Annotated in this window: 14 protein-coding genes; 6 read left to right on the forward strand and 8 right to left on the reverse strand. The window is 44.0% G+C overall.

What is annotated here, in order from left to right; genetic code table 11:
- Positions 1-13 precede the first annotated feature (13 nt).
- From LFX25_RS17670 to LFX25_RS17685, 4 genes are all read right to left on the reverse strand, one after another.
- Positions 14-901 carry an NADH-quinone oxidoreductase subunit H gene (locus tag LFX25_RS17670; RefSeq protein ID WP_238731408.1) on the reverse strand — a complete coding sequence of 296 codons (888 nt, stop codon included), beginning with the start codon at positions 899-901 and terminating at the stop codon, positions 14-16.
- Complete coding sequence (locus LFX25_RS17675; protein WP_238731409.1) at positions 868-2,589, reverse strand: proton-conducting transporter transmembrane domain-containing protein; 1,722 nt, start codon at positions 2,587-2,589, stop codon at positions 868-870. Before LFX25_RS17675 ends, LFX25_RS17670 begins: the two co-directional genes overlap by 34 nt.
- Positions 2,590-2,610: 21 nt before the next feature.
- Complete coding sequence (locus tag LFX25_RS17680; RefSeq protein WP_238731410.1) at positions 2,611-4,554, reverse strand: alginate export family protein; 1,944 nt, start codon at positions 4,552-4,554, stop codon at positions 2,611-2,613.
- A 168-nt stretch (positions 4,555-4,722) separates the two neighbouring features.
- Complete coding sequence (locus tag LFX25_RS17685; RefSeq protein ID WP_238731411.1) at positions 4,723-5,691, reverse strand: sodium-dependent bicarbonate transport family permease; 969 nt, start codon at positions 5,689-5,691, stop codon at positions 4,723-4,725.
- A 678-nt stretch (positions 5,692-6,369) separates the two neighbouring features.
- Here LFX25_RS17685 and LFX25_RS17690 point away from each other — a divergent pair.
- The 3 genes from LFX25_RS17690 (at position 6,370) to purT (ending at position 10,603) form a co-directional block, all read left to right on the forward strand.
- The gene (locus LFX25_RS17690) at positions 6,370-8,001 is read left to right on the forward strand and encodes a helix-turn-helix domain-containing protein (protein WP_406600509.1); all 1,632 of its coding nucleotides are present in this window, start codon (positions 6,370-6,372) and stop codon (positions 7,999-8,001) included.
- Between the two features lie 166 nt (positions 8,002-8,167).
- Complete coding sequence (locus tag LFX25_RS17695; RefSeq protein WP_238731412.1) at positions 8,168-9,331, forward strand: FecR family protein; 1,164 nt, start codon at positions 8,168-8,170, stop codon at positions 9,329-9,331.
- 108 nt (positions 9,332-9,439) lie between these two features.
- Complete coding sequence (gene purT / locus LFX25_RS17700; protein WP_238731413.1) at positions 9,440-10,603, forward strand: formate-dependent phosphoribosylglycinamide formyltransferase; 1,164 nt, start codon at positions 9,440-9,442, stop codon at positions 10,601-10,603.
- On the opposite strand, the gene LFX25_RS17705 is transcribed toward purT, so the two are convergent.
- Positions 10,600-13,023: a 1-acyl-sn-glycerol-3-phosphate acyltransferase gene (locus tag LFX25_RS17705; RefSeq protein WP_238731414.1), complete on the reverse strand. Its 2,424-nt coding sequence runs from the start codon at positions 13,021-13,023 to the stop codon at positions 10,600-10,602. The two genes, purT and LFX25_RS17705, sit on opposite strands and share 4 nt — an antisense overlap.
- A 107-nt stretch (positions 13,024-13,130) precedes the next feature.
- Here LFX25_RS17705 and LFX25_RS17710 point away from each other — a divergent pair, with 107 nt between their 5' ends.
- Entirely contained in the window at positions 13,131-13,922 is a 792-nt protein-coding gene (locus tag LFX25_RS17710; RefSeq protein WP_238731415.1) for an LIC13411 family adhesin, read from the forward strand.
- A gap of 4 nt (positions 13,923-13,926) precedes the next feature.
- Here the strand turns inward: LFX25_RS17710 and LFX25_RS17715 are convergent, their stop codons facing one another.
- A complete protein-coding gene (locus tag LFX25_RS17715) occupies positions 13,927-14,298 on the reverse strand; it encodes an LIC13410 family lipoprotein (protein ID WP_238731416.1) in 372 nt (123 codons plus the stop codon).
- A 128-nt stretch (positions 14,299-14,426) separates the two neighbouring features.
- Here LFX25_RS17715 and LFX25_RS17720 point away from each other — a divergent pair, with 128 nt between their 5' ends.
- Positions 14,427-15,401: an NAD-dependent epimerase/dehydratase family protein gene (locus tag LFX25_RS17720; protein ID WP_238731417.1), complete on the forward strand. Its 975-nt coding sequence runs from the start codon at positions 14,427-14,429 to the stop codon at positions 15,399-15,401.
- On the opposite strand, the gene LFX25_RS17725 is transcribed toward LFX25_RS17720, so the two are convergent.
- Both LFX25_RS17725 and LFX25_RS17730 read right to left on the reverse strand, forming a co-directional pair.
- Positions 15,398-15,835 (reverse strand): MarR family winged helix-turn-helix transcriptional regulator, encoded by a 438-nt coding sequence (locus LFX25_RS17725; protein WP_238731418.1) that lies wholly within the window; start codon positions 15,833-15,835, stop codon positions 15,398-15,400. The two genes, LFX25_RS17720 and LFX25_RS17725, sit on opposite strands and share 4 nt — an antisense overlap.
- Before the next feature lie 46 nt (positions 15,836-15,881).
- Positions 15,882-16,367, reverse strand: a complete 486-nt coding sequence (locus LFX25_RS17730) for a glutathione peroxidase (protein WP_238731419.1) — start codon at positions 16,365-16,367, stop codon at positions 15,882-15,884.
- A gap of 176 nt (positions 16,368-16,543) precedes the next feature.
- Between LFX25_RS17730 and LFX25_RS17735 the strand changes: the two genes are divergently transcribed.
- Positions 16,544-17,299 carry a type 1 glutamine amidotransferase domain-containing protein gene (locus LFX25_RS17735; protein ID WP_238731648.1) on the forward strand — a complete coding sequence of 252 codons (756 nt, stop codon included), beginning with the start codon at positions 16,544-16,546 and terminating at the stop codon, positions 17,297-17,299.
- Positions 17,300-17,342: the final 43 nt, after the last annotated feature.

The raw sequence follows: 17,342 nt of genomic DNA on the forward strand, positions 1-17,342 counted from the left end.
ATTTTCCTTAGGATCAACCTAACTTGAGAAGAATGCCCAAAAAGAGCATGAAGATAAAATTCAAACCGAGCAACTCGGGAACCCAGAGCCATTTTCTTCGAGTGCTGTTCGCTTCTATATAACCCACACAAACCGAAACGAAAAGCGCTCCCAAGACGGCGACGATATCGAGCCAGAACGGAGCGACCGTCCTATTCAAAAAGAATTCTCCGTGATAAACGCCCATCTTTGCGACAAAGAGAAACAACGCACACGTCTTGAATTGTTGCGCCAATTCGAAAAGGGCTCTCCTGCTGCCAGACGCTTCCAACAACATCGCTTCGTGAACCATCGTTAGTTCCAAGTGAGTTCTAGGATCGTCAAACGGCGGTTTGGCGAGTTCGGCTAAAATCACCAAAGAAGTTCCCAAAAGAAAAAGACCGCCGAAGGCGAGGCTCGCAAAGTTCGCGTTGAATACGAGGTGCGATTCGAAAACGACAAGAACGAGAATCATGATCGGTTCGCAGAAAACGTAGAGAATCACTTCACGCGCAGCTCCCATCCCCGCAAACGAGGTTCCGTTTTCCACGGAATAAGCGAGCAACGCAAATCTCATGATTCCGATTAAGAACGGAATGAGAAGAAAGGAACCCCATTCGAAACTCGCCAAACTCCATACGACTAATCCGGACAAACACGCGATCAACGGAGAAGCTTCCGTAAAGAATCCGGAGAAAGGTCCGTCCACCGGTTTTTTTCGGATCATTCTCCAGGTATCGTACAAAATCTGAAGAACGGGCGCGCCCACTCTTCCCTGAGCGTACGATCTTATCTTTTGGACAAGACCTCCGCAAAGGAACGGAAGTGCGATAAACGATAATACCCGAATTACTGGGTCAAGGTATTTAAGAATAATTTCCATAAATCTCCCTCGGCTAATTTGAGGCCGATAATCACGAACAGAAGAATCACGACGGTTACGGAAGAAAACGCGAGATTGATCGAAATCGATTCTTCGTCCGCTTCGTTGACTCTTGTCTTGAAAGTATTTAAGAATTTTATAATACCGTGAAGTATTCCATCGTCCAATCTGGAGTTCCCGTCTTCGTTAGTGAAATATCTTCCCAAAGAAGGGACCAGCGGATCTGAAATCCCGTCCGAAGGAATCGCGACGTCCGCTCCTCCGTAATTTCCCCCGCAATCCCAGAGTTTTCTTTTGGAAATTTTCGTTCTCCATCCGAAAATTCCTACGAGCGCAATCATCCCGAGACCTAAAAAGTTGACGATCGCAAGTCCGCGATACCATTTCTCATCCAGCCATTCGGTTGTCGGAGAATAATAAACCGCGTAAGCGGAAATTCCCAATGATACGAGAAGAATCAAAATTCCGCTCAAAGAAAGAGAATAAAAAATCGAACGGGAAGGTTTGTTTTCCTGCCAGTTGTTTCTCGGTCTGGACAATACCATTCCCAAAAAAATTCTTAAGTGACCCGCGGCGCCCAGCACCAAACCTGAAGATACCAAGATCAGCAAAGGAAGTACGAGAATCGCGCTTTGTCCCGGAATTTCCAAAACACCGGCGACTAACTTCACGAAGGTGGCTTCGGATAAAAAGCCTGTCGTTCCGGGAATCGCAAGAAAGCTGATCGTCCCCAAACTCAGCAACGAAGAAGGGAGACCGGAAATTCTTCCGACCCCGGTATTCTGATCCACATTCGAAAAACCTGATATTTTAGTGAGATATCCGATGGAAAGAAATTGAAACGTCTTGCTGATGCTGTGATGAATCAAAGAAAGAATAAAGAGAAACGAAAAGGATCGGCTCAACACCCTCAAACTCCCGACTTCGTTGTCCTTCCATAACGCGGAAAGAAGAATGCAGAGAAACAGAAAGTTCATATTCTCCACCGTGCTGTAAGCGATCGCCTTCTTCGCGTCTCTCGAAAACAAAGATGAAAGCCCCGCCCAAAGAACTCCGAAGCCCGCGAGAGGAATCAGAATCTTGATATAAACCGTATTCCCCAGCCAAGGTGCGACGAGTTGATGAAAAAGAATCAAAGGAAGATTGACCAAGATCCCGGAATAAGCGGCGGATGCGTGAGCCGGGGAACCGGAGTGCGCTTCGGGAAGCCAAAAATGAAATCCGAAAAACGCGGCCTTAACCAAAAGACCCGCGACCAAAAACATATTTCCGAATTCGCTTTCAGGGGAATAGATCCAGTACGTAAAACAGAAAGCGCCCACGCCTCCCGCAACGACCAGCGCAATAAAACTTTTGATCGAGTTCGGCGTCCACTTGCCGCCTTGATACAAAAGGAACGCACTGACCGTGGATAATTCCCAAAAAAGAATCAGCCACAAGGTCTTACCGACCAAATAGCAAAATCCCGTGCTGAGGAAGAACACGGCATACCCTAAGAGAACCGTCGTTCTTCTGCGGTGTTCGTATCCGTAAACGTAGATGGAGGTGATCAGACCCAAGACTGATTGGAGAGTGAGACCAATGAATATGGCCGTGTCTTGTCCGAAAAAATTCTTACCGAGCACCTTTCCAGCAAGGAAAGGTGCGATAAGGGACATTGCGACTATCAGGTAAGATAGAATGATCATCGGCTGATGAGCCTCCTTTTTCTAAAGAGCGGCGTTCACTTGAAAGAAGAACACGCTCGCGTTATTCGCGGAAGTGTGCTGTTTCATAAACGCAGCGGGGTTCAGTTCAAACTGGTTCGTTGTTCCGTTATAGAGCAACGGACTGTTTCTATAGTTCCGAATCGAATTTCCCGCGATCAGGAATCCGGCCCCGGTCCAAATGGACACGTTGTCGTTCACCTGAAACATCCACGTTAAGTCCAATTCGTTATAAATGTTTCTGCCTGTCGAATACGATTGTGTGTAAGCGTTTCCGGTATAATTTTCGGTGGAACCGGCAGTCGCCATCGTTCCGGTCGCGTTAGTCGCCGTTGCAACGGGAGAAGACAAAGCGGAACCCGCGATGGAATTCGCTCCTCCGTTGATCGCGTACCATGCATCGTTCTTTTGAACCTTGTCGTTGATGATATAAGCGACTTGAAACATCCCCCACTTTTCGCTTTTGTAAGTGATGTTTGCGTTCCAAGAACTCAGATTCTTCGTATCGATATTTTCGGAAAGACCTGCGACGTTATTCCAATAAGGTATTACGCCGAATCGGGGATTCACGAGGGTTTGAAAAGTCCCGACGCTGCCGTCCGAGCGATTGTTGTCCCCCGAGGCATACATGTATTGCGCGCCGATCCGCAGTTTATCGAAAGTATAGCCGGTCTGCACAACGTGAAAACGGCCGGAATACTTAACCCGCTCCGTTCTCATATCGGCAAGATTCGCGCCTTCGATGGTACCGGGAAGATTATAACCCATAAACTGTTTATGAATTCTCTGTCCGTTGTAACCGTTCTGCCACGCGCTTTCGATCGTCCAGTCCCAAGACTTTCCTTCGGGAAGATTGTTCTTATTGGTTCTGTTGGTCAGACGAAAGCCGGTCGTGTAAAGCATATCGGTCTGCTTTTTGCGATTCTGCGCTAAAACGTCGTCCGCCGTCGAAGCCGGAGTCGTCTGCGGAATCCATTTCTTAACGACGTCTATATTATAAACATCTAATACCACTTCGTTTAAGAGTTTAAAACTATTGTATGTTCCGAATAAGGTCGTATCCGATTGAGAAGCCGCGGGGTTGGTATTTCCCGCAGTCGAATTCACTTTCGGATCGTTGGAGGAAAGGACGCCGTTGACGCCGCTCTGAGTCCAATACGGTCTCGCCGCGAAAAAGTGAGAGCTGAAATTCTCATAGTCGAACATCAAACGCGCACCGTCATAAGAAAGACCGTTGATCGTCCAGTTCGCGCCGCCCAACATTCTTTGATCGCCGTAAGCCCAGATTTGTCGACCCACTTGAACCTTCGCATCGAGAGGAAGTTTTTTGATCATTACGAACGCCTCACGGATGCTCGTATTATTCTGAGCGATGGAATTACTCGGTTTTCCGGGAGTGTTCGGATCGGAACTTAGGGTCGGCGTATTATTGAAGAAACCGGAACGAATATCCCCCACGTTTGCCGGAGATTCGCCTCCCCAAACCCTTGTGTCCTGAACCGTAACCTTGAAGGTCACGTAAGGACTCGGATCGACCAGAAAGTAAAATGCGGAAGTCTGCATAATACGATCCGTATACGCGTGATTCGATTTATCGAAGTTTAAGTTGTTTCTGGATTCGTATCTCGGTCTGAGATAAAAACCCAACTTGATCCAATCGTTTAGCCAAAGTTTATTCGAGTATTTATTCACCGTCCTGGCGAGATCGGGATCGATAAACATGTGACGATTGTATTCTGCGCCGACGCCGCCCTTCTTCATCGGGGAAACGTAATCAGCGTCGTCCGTTTTCGATTCGGTCGAAGGTTTGGCGGCCTCTCCCGCCGATTTAACCTCGGCCGTTGGCGTCGGGGTTGTTTGGGCCAGTAACGCTCCGCTCTCGAAAGAGAGGAGAAAGAACAGAATGAAACCTATTTTTACAGTATTTTTTTTTTGATTCGAAGTCATTTGATTAACTCTTCTTTTTTTATTTAAGAAAACGATCATCTTCATCTTCGATTGAATCCTTCCGTTTAAGGAAGGATTCAAATGAGAATTATTGAATGTTTTAGTATTCGGCTTTTCTCGGCGATTTTCCATTCAAATAAACGGTTCGCCGAGAAAAGCAAACCCTCCTCAGGTCAAAGTCACAAGGTAATAATAAAGAGGAATTCCTGCGACGATGTTGATCGGGAATACGATCGAAAGCGCAACCGTAAGATAAATGCTCGGGTTCGCTTCCGGGATCATATCCTTCATAGCGGCAGGAACCGCGATATAAGAGGCGGATGCACAAAGAACGACGAACATAAGCGCGTCTCCCACAGGCATTCCGATAACTTTCGTCAGAACAACACCCAAAGCTGCGTTTACGATCATCAAGCCGATCGCAGCCGCTATCAAAAAGAATCCCACGTGAGTGAGTTCTTTAAACCTGCGTGCCGCTGAAATACCCATGTCCAAAAGGAAGAATGTTAGAATTCCCTTGAACAAATCATCTGCAAAAACCTTTTCTGCCTTCCAACCTGAATCCCCGGTAACATAACCAACGATTAAGGCTCCCACAAGAAGATAAATGGAAGAACCGAACAGCGCTTCGTGAAACAGTGCTTTCCAGTTAATCGCTCCGCCACCGTTCATTTTATTTTTATTCAAACGGTCGAGGACGACTGCGATTACGATCGCAGGGGATTCCATCAAAGCCATCCCTGCAACGATAAACCCGCCGTATTCAACGCCGAGATTGTGCAAGAACGCGCCCGCTGTTACGAAAGTTACCGCACTGATCGAACCGAAAGATCCCGCCAAAGCGGCGGCGTTATGTTTATCTAATTTAATCTTCAGAACGAAATACGCGTAAATCGGAACCGCAATCGCCATGATCGAACAAGCGAGCAAAGTAAAGAAATGCTCTTGGCTGAACGCGGTACGGGAAAGCTCATGTCCTCCCTTGAAGCCGATGGCAAAAAGGAGATACATTGAGAAGAATTTAGACAAGGATTCGGGGATTACCAAATCAGATTTGAAAAAGACCACTCCCATACCGAGGAAGAAAAACAACACCGGCGGGTTCAGCACATTTTCTAATATAGCGTGCATGTCCATAGTTAGCTAACTCCATGATTAAAAGACACCGTTACTCGATTTGAATTGAAACCTCAAAGGGAGAAAGCAGTAATCCAAAGTTAAGGGAAGGAAGAAATTGGAACCCTTTCTCAACTCTCCCCTACTGAAGGAATAGACTTTCCAGGATTATAAAATTGGACAATCACTTTTTGGAAAATTAAGTTTTCCAAAAAAATTCGTTCCTGTTCGTTAAAAAACCGTGCGACATAACGTAAAAGGCTGAATGGAAGTTTTTTTACTACGTCATGAATCTTTGGCATTTCTTTATTCTGCCTAAAGTCGAGCCGATTTCGTTAGTTTATAAGAAGTTTGTTTCTATTTTATACCGAATTTTTTGTCTTTTTTCGGATTCAGAAGTGTTTTAAAAGAATCCGGAAATAGTGTCTAACTTTATAAAATTGGAAGATTGGTGAATTTTTCGAATATGCGGGTTGAAAGGAACGATCGAAAAATGAAACCCTTTCTTTTTTAAAGACAGATTGTAAAAAAGTACTGGTGCAAACCGAGTTTTCTAAGAGAATCCAGTTCGGAAAACAAACCTAAAAATCAGGCATTTCTTTCTGAGAAAAAATAAAAACTCAATTTGCCTCAGAAACCTTTTGAAAAAGAATGATATCATCTCCGATGAATATTATAAGACTAGGAATAAAGAAAAGAATGCAAACGAGTTCAACGTTAAAACCCGAATTTTTTGCGATGATTCTCAGCGTGTTTTTTTCCTTTTCATCGGCTTTTGCCCACCCGGAATCCGTATTATTGAACGAGGATACTTCCTCTAAGGATATCAGCTCTCTTATTGAATATCGATACAGAGGACAACAATTTGCAGGATGTTCTCCCGAACATATCGAAGGACTCGAAGATTTGGAATGGCATCCTATCTCCGGGAACGTTCTCCGCGTAAAAAGGACACCGTTCGGAAATTGGCTTCGGTTTAGCGTAAAGAATTCGGAAAATACGCTTCAAAGCAGAATCCTTCTTTTAGGCTGGTTGAACGTCCCCGACACTCAGCTTTGTTTTTTTGATAAAAGCGGAAAGTTCATCTCTTCAAGCTCCGGATATTCCAACTCGAACCCGGACGAAAAAATTCTAGCTTCTTTACCTCATTTCAGAATGGATCTGGGACCGAACGAAAGCCGAATCTTTTATCTTTTCATTCAATCCAACGAAGATATCAATTACAGGATTCGGATTATGGGTTTGGAAGAATACGAACTTCACAAAAGAATGAGGTCGATTCTACCGTATTCGATCATTGGCGTCGTCGGAATCGCAGTTCTATACTCACTCTTCGGTTATTTCCGGTTTAAGAACAAAGTGTTTATTACGTTTCCTTTATATACCTTTTCCGTTCTTCTTACGTTCTATTTTCTTCACGGAAGAACCTTCGCGGAAATCGCGGGAAATACGAACAATCTATTCCGTCACAGTTATTTTTTATTTCTCGCGATATCGCACGTTTTTCTTTTCCTTTATCTTTTTACGATCGATCGGGCGAATCAGAAAAAAGTATTTCGCTCCGTGTTTTTTTGGATCGCCGGTGCGTTGGGTTCTTTGTACGCCTTGATACCGCTATTTCAATCCTGGTATGATCATAGAATTCTTCTTTTGGTCGCGACCGTCGGGCTTTCCAGTTATTATTTTATCCGAGTTCATTATCAATTCTTGCGCACGAATTCTCCGATCGGTTTGCTTTACACTGCTTCGTGGACCGCTTTCTTATTGTTGGATACGTACAAGACGATTTTCCATTTCGATTTTTATCCGTTTAATTCTTTCTCCGTTTTCGGAGTCGTTCTGTTTCTTCCGTTTCATTCGATCTTAGTCAGTTTTTCGCTGAATGAATTCTTCAATAGAAAATCGGCGGAGGAATCGGAGGAAAAAGAATCCGCTCAAACGAGAAAATCTACGACCTCTTCCTTGAATGTCAGCGAGATCGTTCTCGACATCAAAAACCTTCTCGAAAAGAAAAAGATTTATCTTCAGAAATCCTTAAAGGAAGAAAACGTTGCGAAAGAATTGGGTTTGAGCCTCCATCAGCTTTCCGAAATCATCAACGTCGAATTTGGAAATAATTTTCCATCGTTGATCAATCAATACCGCATCGAGGAATCCAAAAAACTCCTCTTGGATCATCCCGAGGAAACCACTGCAGAAATCGGCGGACGAGCGGGATTCAGCTCCAAGTCAACGTTCTATATGGAATTTAAAAAATTCACCGGAACCAATCCGAACGCTTTCCGCAGAAAGAAAATCAAAAACGAAGCCGCTTTCGAAAAACGCATCTAAGGAAAATTCTTTCGGATTGCTCCCTTTTGTGGAATCAGAAATCCGAAATCGGGTTTGTATGTATCTTTTTCGGAAATAAAATATGATTTAAATCTGAAAAATTCGAATCTCCAGCCTGTTAACATTTAACAGATTTATTATATTTAACCTGGTCTAGGAAATTCCCATGCGAACAAAACTTCTTTCCTTTTTAATTCTATCTTCCTTTATTTTAAGCCTAGATCTCTCCTGCCGTTTTGTTTCTTCGCTTTTCATCAAAGACGAACCCGCTCCTCCTTCCGGGATAATCGTAATTTTTCAAAGCGGCGAAGTCATCATCGAAAGAAACGGCAAAAAACTGAAATCAAAGCCCGGACTGATTCTGCAGGTGAACGATTGGATTCATACTTTTTCCGGATCGATCGACATACAAACCGCTAAAGGCGACGTGATTCGAATCAAATCCTACAGCAAAGTCGCATTAAAAAATATTTCCGATCCCAACCGCAGAGAAACCAATCTTTACGTTCAAGCGGGCGAATTGCTGATTAAAACAAACAAGCTCAAAACGAGCGACGCTTTTACGATTTCCACCCCGACGACGGTCGCGGGAGTTCGAGGAACCGCTTTTTCATTCGAACTGACGAACGGCAAACCTCCGAAAGTGAAAGTATACGAAGGTGCGGTCGCAATCACATTCAAAATTCCTAAAGAGATTCTCGAAGACAGTAAAGCGCTGGATAAGGAGCTTTATAAGGAATTCGTAACCTTCCTGGAAAAAAACGAAGTCGTTTTGGAGAACGGAGAGGCCTCTTACGTGAAGCCGGATTTGGATCACATGATTCAACTCGTTCTGACAAGAATCGAAAAGAACGAAGATATCGCAAAAGAATTCGAATCGCTGAAAAAAATGGAAAATCCGAATCTCGAAAAGAAGGCTTTCGTCGAGACCCCGCAGGAAAAAGCGGAATTGGAAACGCTCGTCCAAGCCGATCAGCAGCTCGTAGAAAAGGCCCTCTTAGAAGAAAATCCCGATCCGACTCAACCGAAGATCGCTTCGATTTCTTCGGAGATAGAAAAGGATCAGACATCCAGACTGGATCTGGCGTTGGAAAAAATCGAATCCGACGCGGAAGCGAACGAACTTAAGGATGAGAAAAAAATCCGAGAGTATTACAACGTTCTTGAGATTGTAGTCAAATCTGACGGAACAAAACTTTCCGGTGCGATCGTAACCCAAATCGGAAATCGTCTGATTCTTCATATGCCCTCCGGCGTTATTCGTTTGAACAAGGACGATATCGACTACGTAGACTATCAAACATTTCAGATTAAAACGAAATCGAAGTAAAAGCAAAACGCAAGATGCGGTCGCAAATCTAATTTTGCGAGAAATTGAATCGATCCTCCGATTTTCTTTTTGATCTTTCTAAGAATTCCTGCATTCTGCCGACAGGATATGAAAAAGAAAATTCTTCTCTTAGGCTCCGGGGAACTCGGTAAAGAATTCGTAATCGCAGCGCAGCGATTGGGGCAACACGTAATTGCCGTCGACTCTTACGACAACGCTCCCGCCATGCAAGTGGCTCACGAAAAAGAAATCATCAATATGCTCGACGGAGATCTTTTGGATCAGGTAGTCTCAAAACACAAACCGGATCTGATCGTTCCCGAAATCGAAGCGATCCGAACCGAACGTTTTTACGACTACGAAAAACAAGGATATCAAGTAGTTCCATCCGCGAAGGCGGCCAACTTCACGATGAACCGAAAGGCGATCCGCGATCTTGCGGCAAAGGAACTCAATCTTCTTACCGCAAAATATTTATACGCTTCTTCGGAAGTGGAACTCAGAAGTGCGGTTGAAACATTAGGGATTCCTTGTGTAGTAAAACCTCTCATGTCCTCTTCCGGAAAAGGACAATCGGTGATCAAATCCAAAGACGAAATTTCCAAAGCCTGGGAAGCGTCGCAAACCAAAGGGCGCGCCGGAGCCGCCGAAGTAATCGTAGAAGAGTTCATTCCTTTCGATTCGGAAATCACCCTTTTAACCGTAACTCAAAAAAGCGGAAAAACTCTTTTCTGCCCGCCGATCGGCCATAGACAAGAACGAGGGGATTATCAAGAAAGTTGGCAACCCGCCGAACTTTCCGAAACACAGCTCAAAGAAGCGCAAAGGATGGCGGACGCAGTTACAAAAGCTCTGACCGGAGCGGGAATCTGGGGTGTGGAATTCTTTCTTACAAAAGACAAGGTTTACTTTTCCGAACTTTCTCCGCGACCGCACGATACGGGAATGGTCACGTTAGCCGGAACACAAAATTTCAACGAGTTCGAGCTTCATCTCCGTGCGATTTTGGGAATTCCGATTTTGGAAATCGTTCAGGAAAGAAAAGGAGCAAGCGCGGTGATTCTTGCAAGCACGGACGGAAAAACTCCCGAAGTCAAAGGATTGGACGTCGCTTCCGGAATGGCCGAATCGGATTTCAGAATTTTCGGAAAACCGGTTACAAGACCGTATCGAAGAATGGGTGTTACTCTATCTTATTCCACAAAAGGAGAAGAAATTTCCTCTCTTCGCAAACGCGCGGCTCTGCTCGCATCTAAAATCAAAATCGACTAAGTCGATTCGTCCGTACACATATTCGCGTAATACTGGATTAAATTCCGATCCAGTATTTTCGCGCTTCCGTTTTCGACCGCAATGATCTTTCTTTGTTTTAATACCTTCAAGCCTCGATTTAAAATCTCATCCGGGTCTTTCGTAAGATAATTTCCTTTTTTAGTAAGAATCGTTTCCCCAATCAGATTCTTTAGATCTTTGATTGCGACTTCGGTTCCCGTTTCGACCATCAAACGCGCGATCAATTGGTTCGGGAGAATTCTTCTGTATTTTTTCCATCCTTGCATGATTTCAAAACCGATGGAACCCGTCGGATCCTCTTCGTGAATATATCGGGAAACGGGGATCGGCTCGCAAAGATCCATGTAAACTTCCGTTCTCTTATAAAAGAAATCCTTAAATCCGGGCTTTTTATCGCTTCCGCAAAATTCCTCGTCTTCGGGAACATTTTCATAGGACAACGCAATCGGAACTACGATCACTTCGGATCCCGTATGTTTGTACGCATCCACGGAAGTCGATAAGATTCCCGTTTTGATCGGAATGATTCCGCCTGTTCTCGAACGAGTTCCTTCCGGATAAACCAAGGTCGGAATTCCGGCCTCCAACATCATCGTGGAATATTGAGTCAAACATTCCAAATAAAGAATATTCCGATTCCGTTTTCGATCGACCATATACGCGCCGAGTGATTTCAAAATGTTTGCAAGTCCCGGAGTCGCCATCACTTTCTTATCCGCCGCGTATCGAGGTACGGGAAGTCCGAGCCATTTTAATCCGAAGGCGACTTCCACTGAATCCAAATGAGATCGATGCGTCGGCGTATAAAGAATATCGTATCTTGAAGCGAGCGCTTTGACTTCCTTAACACAACCGCCGATCTTAGGCAATCCCGCTCCCGGTTTAAAACCGCTCAATACGTATCGAGTCGGGGCGATCAAATGAATGAGAGTATCTCGTAGAAACGGTTTGTAATCGTCGGCGATCTCAGAAACATAAAAATCTAATATTTTAGTCAGATCCTTATTTCCCTTTTCCTGAAAGACAGATTCCACTTCTTTCCAAAGTTGAATTTCTTTCGGAATCTGCAAAAGATCCGTGATGTCGTTCGTTTCTTGCGCTTCCGCATATCGTTTTTCCAAAGCCTTGATCAAAAGCGTGGATTGTTTTACGATTCGGTCCGTCATGCCCGGTTGCCCGTTGATATGACGCAGAACATTTTTGCTAAGAGCTTCTTGAAACTTCTTTCCGGAAGCCATCCCTAAGCCGGAACGTTTCGTCGCGGTTTTAGAGATGTGACGCACTTCGTCGGATGTGGACTTGGAAACGAATCGAATCAATTCCGTCGGCGAGACCCTTCTTGTAAGAATTTGAAACAACGTATTGTACAAAGGAATCTCGACATTCTTCTCTTCCGCGAGCGCGGTGATCGAAGCCAACGCAAACGCACCTTCCACGTGACTTTCACTTTGACTCACTTCTTTTTGAATGAATTCGGCCGGATTGAAAAAGAGTTCGATTCTTTCGATGAGGTTCGGTTGGTCTTCTCCCGAAATCAATTTGTGGACAAAGCGATGTCCATATGCCTTGTTTCGGCTGTAACGCGACGTGCAGGACGCGATCAGATCGGCGAGACCGTATTCCTGAACGGATCTGGTCGAGATTCCGAGGGTTTCCAAAAGGGTGAGAATCTCCGAGTAACCGAGGCTGATCAATTCTCCTTCGAAGTTGCTTCCGCATTCCGGAATTCCCGATGCGATTCCGCATGCAATCGCGATCGGATTTTTCATCACCCCGAATACTTCCAAACCGACCAAGTCCTCGTATGTTTTCGTGTGATTTCTCGATCCCGCAAACAAGGATTCGAAGATATCCACCGATCTCGGTCCGGAAGAAGCGAGACAATAAAAGCTGTGATGTCCCCGTTTTAATTCACCCAAAAGATTGGGGCCGTTTACCGCCGTATATTCGATGTTTTTCAATTCGTTTGCGGCGGAAAGTTTTTGAATATATTCAGAATATGTAATGCAATTTGATTTTCTTCTCGTCGAGGCAGACAAAAGCCCTTTCGTAAACGTAAAAATAAAATGTGAAGAATTCTTATCTAGAACCTTTACAAGTTCGTCCAAAATCCCTTCCATCAATCGGGAAGGAACAGCGATGATCAAAACCCAGGATCCGCTTTTTAAAAAATCGAATTCGCTTTTGACGCGGACGTTTTCGGGCAGAGTGATCGAATCTTCGAGCAACGAAGCGATTCTTTCCTTCTCTATTTTTTGAGCGCGTTTTCTATCGTCATACCAGAGAAAAACTTCTTTTGCCTGCGGTGAAAGATATGTGGAGAGAAAGACCCCCATCGGCCCTCCTCCTAAAACGGCGATATTGGCGGAAATCAGTTCGGATGGTTTTGTTTCTTCCATTCTGATTGCTATTGAGAAGCGAAGAATACCGGAAACAATCAGAAAACGTCGTGTTTCGTTTTCTTTTTCATGGTTGCCTAAGGAACAAATCATAACAGAGTGGGTTTGTGATTTTATCGAGCACGAAAAAGAACGGCGGTTCATCCATTCTTTTAATTACGTTCATACTTTATTTATTTATCAGCGCTACGAACTGTGCGACTTATCTTCAAAACAGAAAAAACGATTTTAAGGACATCTTTACCGCCGGCGTGGAAACTCCCGGTTATGGTGCCGGTGTAAGAATCGGCCCTTTAGCAGCGGGCTTTGTGTTTCAAGGCGGAGAATCCGAACCCGGTAAAAGAGATTTAGGAAAAGGATACGGACTAAGAGGCGGTTATTTCGGTTCGTATCGATCGCAACAATTGATCTTTGGAATTCTAGGCGGGGATACCTTTTTTCCTTTGGGTACGGAAACACAAACTTCGGAAACGGAAGAAACAAGCGAAGAAATTTCTCCCGAAGTTCAAGAAGAACTCAAAAACCTCGCGAACTCGAAAACTCCCGGCGATAAAGTCCCGGAATTTTTAAACGAACGATACAATATCAAAAGCCAGAAACTTCGTTATCTTTCCTTTTACAACATTCCCGTTGCGGAACGAAGAAAAAGAAAGAAGGAAGAATTTTACAGACGGTTCATCGAAGAACAGACATTCGATCGCAACGATCCCGCCATTCAAAACGCATTACAGATTTTGAATAAAAAGAAAGACGGTTATCCAAGAAGTTTTCTGTATCAGATCGAAATCTATTTGGGTGCGTATGTGGGTTTAAGAATCGGATTCAACCCCGCGGAGTTTCTCGACTTTTTAGTCGGACTCGCGGGATTGGATTTAATGGAAGACGACGTGGCCGATTAAACTCTCAGAGTTTATATTCCATTTTTTTAATAACACCTTTCTTATCGATCGTAAGTTTAATGAACTTCGTATCTTCGGTGATGTTCGACGGTTTTTCCGCCAAGGTTTTGTAAGAATTTTTCTGATAATCGGTGGAAACCAAATACCATTCCAAAACCGCTCCGTCCTGCGTGTTCAATTCCACGGATGGAGTTCCGAGAACCGCTTCCGCTTTGATTCGCTTATCTCCTTCTTTTATCATTCCCACTTCAAAGGTTCTAATATCGGAGTTCGGTTGAAACTCCTGGCGAGGAGGTTGTTTCTTTTCTTCGGACTTGCAAAACGAAAGAGCCATTGCACAAGTTACAATCAAAAGCGCTGAAAAAATCTTTTTCATCGTATTCTTCTCTAAGTTTGGATTTTGAACAACAAGGTTGATTCTTATTTTCACTCTGTCCAGATGAAAAATCCGAACGAAATTTAAAAAATTCTTCATTATCTTTCGATCTTCTTCACGATGACCGCATGAACGAGAAAGGAGATTCCATCCAAACGATTCTTGTCACCGGAGGAAGCGGTTCTCTAGGTTTGATCCTCGTTCCGAAACTTCTAGAACGATACAGAGTTGTTTGTATCGGAAGAAAACTTTCCTCTTATCCGGATACGATTCGGTTTCACAGGAATTTCGTATTTTATGAAATCGACCTCGAAAACGATTCCGAAATTTCCATCGGAGAAAAACCCGACTTCATCGTTCATCTCGCCGGGAAAGTAAGCGGAGAAGCGGCTACTTTCGAAGATTACAAACGGGGAAACGAATTCGTCACACGGAAAGTACTTCGGTTCGCGTCCAAAAATCGAAAAACCGGAATCTTATTTTCGAGTTCCTCTTCGGTCTACGGCTTTTCCGAAAAACCGGTTACGGAAACTTCTCCCTTAAAGGGAAATACGTTTTACGCACTCTCAAAGATTGAATGCGAATCGATCCTTCAAAAAGGGAAAAATTCCTACGTGATTCTCCGCATCGCTTCCGTATACGGACCTTCGAATAAAAGTTTTCTGAATAAGCTGTTGAAACTATTCCGATACGGAATTCTGCTTCGTTCCGGAAACCCGAACTTTAAAAAGTCGATGGTTCATTCCTCCGACGTGATCGAATGTATCCTAGACATATTAAGGAAATGGAATAAAGCTTCCGGAAAAATTTACAACGTAGCACATCCGCACGCATTATCGACCGAGGACATAGAATCCCTGTTTCAGAGATCGATTCCGGGAAAATTTTTCGTTCGAGTACGACTTTCCGGATTGGTTTTATTTTTATTCAACCTGGCAAACTCGATTCTTACCAAGATCACAAAGAAAAAAATCAATCTGCAATACATCCAGGAATCTTCGATCGTGGTAAGCGATTCGATTCAAAAGGATTTAGGATTGAAGTTTAAAACGGATTTTGAAGAGGGAATCGCAAGTATTCTTCACCCGGCAAAACAAAATTAAATTTCGGTCTTTTCGGAAAGAAGAGTCAGCAGACGATCGAGATCGTTCTTTAAATCGGTAAGACTTTTTTTATCCACGTCCAAGTTTTCCAAAAGTTTCGTCGGCACGCATACGGCTTTGTCCTTGAGCTTTTTTCCTTTGGAGGAAAGATAGATCTCTACGGAGCGTTCGTCTTCTTCCGAACGTTTTCGAATCACGAGCTCCGAATCTTCCATCCGTTTAAGCAGTGGGGTTAACGTACCGGAATCGAGATATAATTTTTTTCCGATCTCCTTTACGCTGCATCCGTCCTCCTGCCAAAGAACCAATAGAACAAGGTATTGCGGATACGTTAAACCCAATTCTTCCAGGATCGGACGATACAAGGCCGTCACAGCTCTGGAACAAGCGTAAAGAGGAAAACAAATTTGATTTTCTAGAAGTAGTTCTTTCACGGCAGTTATAAAAGCATCCCGTCCTTCCGATAGGACGGGGTCGCGTTTATTTTTTTAAAAGATCCTGAATTTCTTTTTCGATCTTTTCGGGAGTCGTCATCGGAGAATAACGTTTGATTACGTTTCCCTGTTTATCGACTAAGAACTTCGTGAAATTCCACTTGATCGCATTTCCGAAAAATCCGGACGCTTTGTTTCTCAAAAACCGAAACACCGGATGAGCGTTGTCCCCGTTCACGTCGATCTTTTTGAAAATCGGAAATTCCACACCGTAATTTCTTTGGCAAAACGCTTTGATCGTTTCGTCAGAGCCGGGCTCTTGGTGTTTGAACTGATCGCAGGGAAATCCCAGCACTTCCAATCCGTCCGTTTTGTATTTGTTATACAAGGTTTGTAAACCCGCGTATTGCGGAGTAAAAGCACATTCGCTTGCGGTGTTCACGATCAGAAGAACCTTTCCTTTGTAATCTTCGAGCTTTTGCTCTTTACCGCTGTTGAGAGTCGCGGTCAAATCATATAATGTCTGGCTCATTTCAATCTCCATTTAGATTGTGCACAATTTAATTTTACAAAAGTCATTTTTCCCGTTTTAGTCAAGAAAAAAATCGTGCTTCCGATCGTATTTCGAAGACTTTTATAATTTTTTCCGGAATCGTAATCTTTCTTCTTCTGTGTTGATTTTTTAAGAGAATGGATAGAATTCTTCCTATGACCGAAAAGCACAAGATTCTCATCCCGCTTCCCTCCGTTGATTTTGATCCTTCCGAAAGTGCGATTCCTTGGAAAATTCTCAAGGAGAACGGTTTTGAAGTTTTCTATGCAACGCCGAACGGTAAACCCGGAGTTGCCGATTTTAGAATGCTCACAGGGAAAGGGCTCGGAATCTGGAAGCCGCTTTTGATCGCGCATAAAAAGGCAAGAGCCGCTTACAAAGAGATGATCGCCGATTCTAACTTTCAAAATCCTCTTTCGTATCGGGATTTAAAACCGGAGAATTTTTCCGGATTGATTCTTCCAGGCGGACACGCCCCCGGGATGAAAGAATATCTGGAATCGAAGGAACTTCAGGATTTTGTCGGTGCATTTTTTGCCACGGGAAAACCGGTGGGGGCGATTTGTCACGGAGTGGTTTTGGCCGCGCGGAGTAAATTACCCGGAAGCGATCGTTCCATTCTTTTCGGAAAGAAAACAACCGCGCTTTTAAAATCGCAAGAAATGGCCGCGTGGAATCTTACGCGATTGTGGCTCGGAAATTATTACCGGACTTATCCTCAATCCGTGGAAGAGGAAGTAAAAGCCGCGCTTCAAGATCCGAAGGATTTTCATTTCGGACCGAAACCCATTTTCCGAGACAACGATAAGAAGTTGAAACGAGGTCACGCAGTGATCGACGGAAATTACGTTTCTTCAAGATGGCCCGGAGACGCGCATTCGTTCGTAATTTCTTTTATGAAGTTGTTTTGAGGTCCATTGGGATCACTTAGATCGTCTAAACTTTTCAAGGAAG

Source organism: Leptospira sanjuanensis (genome assembly GCF_022267325.1).
Taxonomy (GTDB): Bacteria; Spirochaetota; Leptospiria; order Leptospirales; family Leptospiraceae; genus Leptospira; species Leptospira sanjuanensis.

Bases quoted from the DNA above. Each gene is read 5' to 3' on its own strand.
- LFX25_RS17670 (WP_238731408.1), bottom strand. From the start codon at position 901: ATGGAAATTATTCTTAAATACCTTGACCCAGTAATTCGGGTATTATCG.
- LFX25_RS17675 (WP_238731409.1), bottom strand. From the start codon at position 2,589: ATGATCATTCTATCTTACCTGATAGTCGCAATGTCCCTTATCGCACCT.
- LFX25_RS17680 (WP_238731410.1), bottom strand. From the start codon at position 4,554: ATGACTTCGAATCAAAAAAAAAATACTGTAAAAATAGGTTTCATTCTG.
- LFX25_RS17685 (WP_238731411.1), bottom strand. From the start codon at position 5,691: ATGGACATGCACGCTATATTAGAAAATGTGCTGAACCCGCCGGTGTTG.
- LFX25_RS17690 (WP_406600509.1), top strand. From the start codon at position 6,370: ATGCAAACGAGTTCAACGTTAAAACCCGAATTTTTTGCGATGATTCTC.
- LFX25_RS17695 (WP_238731412.1), top strand. From the start codon at position 8,168: ATGCGAACAAAACTTCTTTCCTTTTTAATTCTATCTTCCTTTATTTTA.
- purT (WP_238731413.1), top strand. From the start codon at position 9,440: ATGAAAAAGAAAATTCTTCTCTTAGGCTCCGGGGAACTCGGTAAAGAA.
- LFX25_RS17705 (WP_238731414.1), bottom strand. From the start codon at position 13,023: ATGGAAGAAACAAAACCATCCGAACTGATTTCCGCCAATATCGCCGTT.
- LFX25_RS17715 (WP_238731416.1), bottom strand. From the start codon at position 14,298: ATGAAAAAGATTTTTTCAGCGCTTTTGATTGTAACTTGTGCAATGGCT.
- LFX25_RS17720 (WP_238731417.1), top strand. From the start codon at position 14,427: ATGAACGAGAAAGGAGATTCCATCCAAACGATTCTTGTCACCGGAGGA.
- LFX25_RS17730 (WP_238731419.1), bottom strand. From the start codon at position 16,367: ATGAGCCAGACATTATATGATTTGACCGCGACTCTCAACAGCGGTAAA.
- LFX25_RS17735 (WP_238731648.1), top strand. From the start codon at position 16,544: ATGACCGAAAAGCACAAGATTCTCATCCCGCTTCCCTCCGTTGATTTT.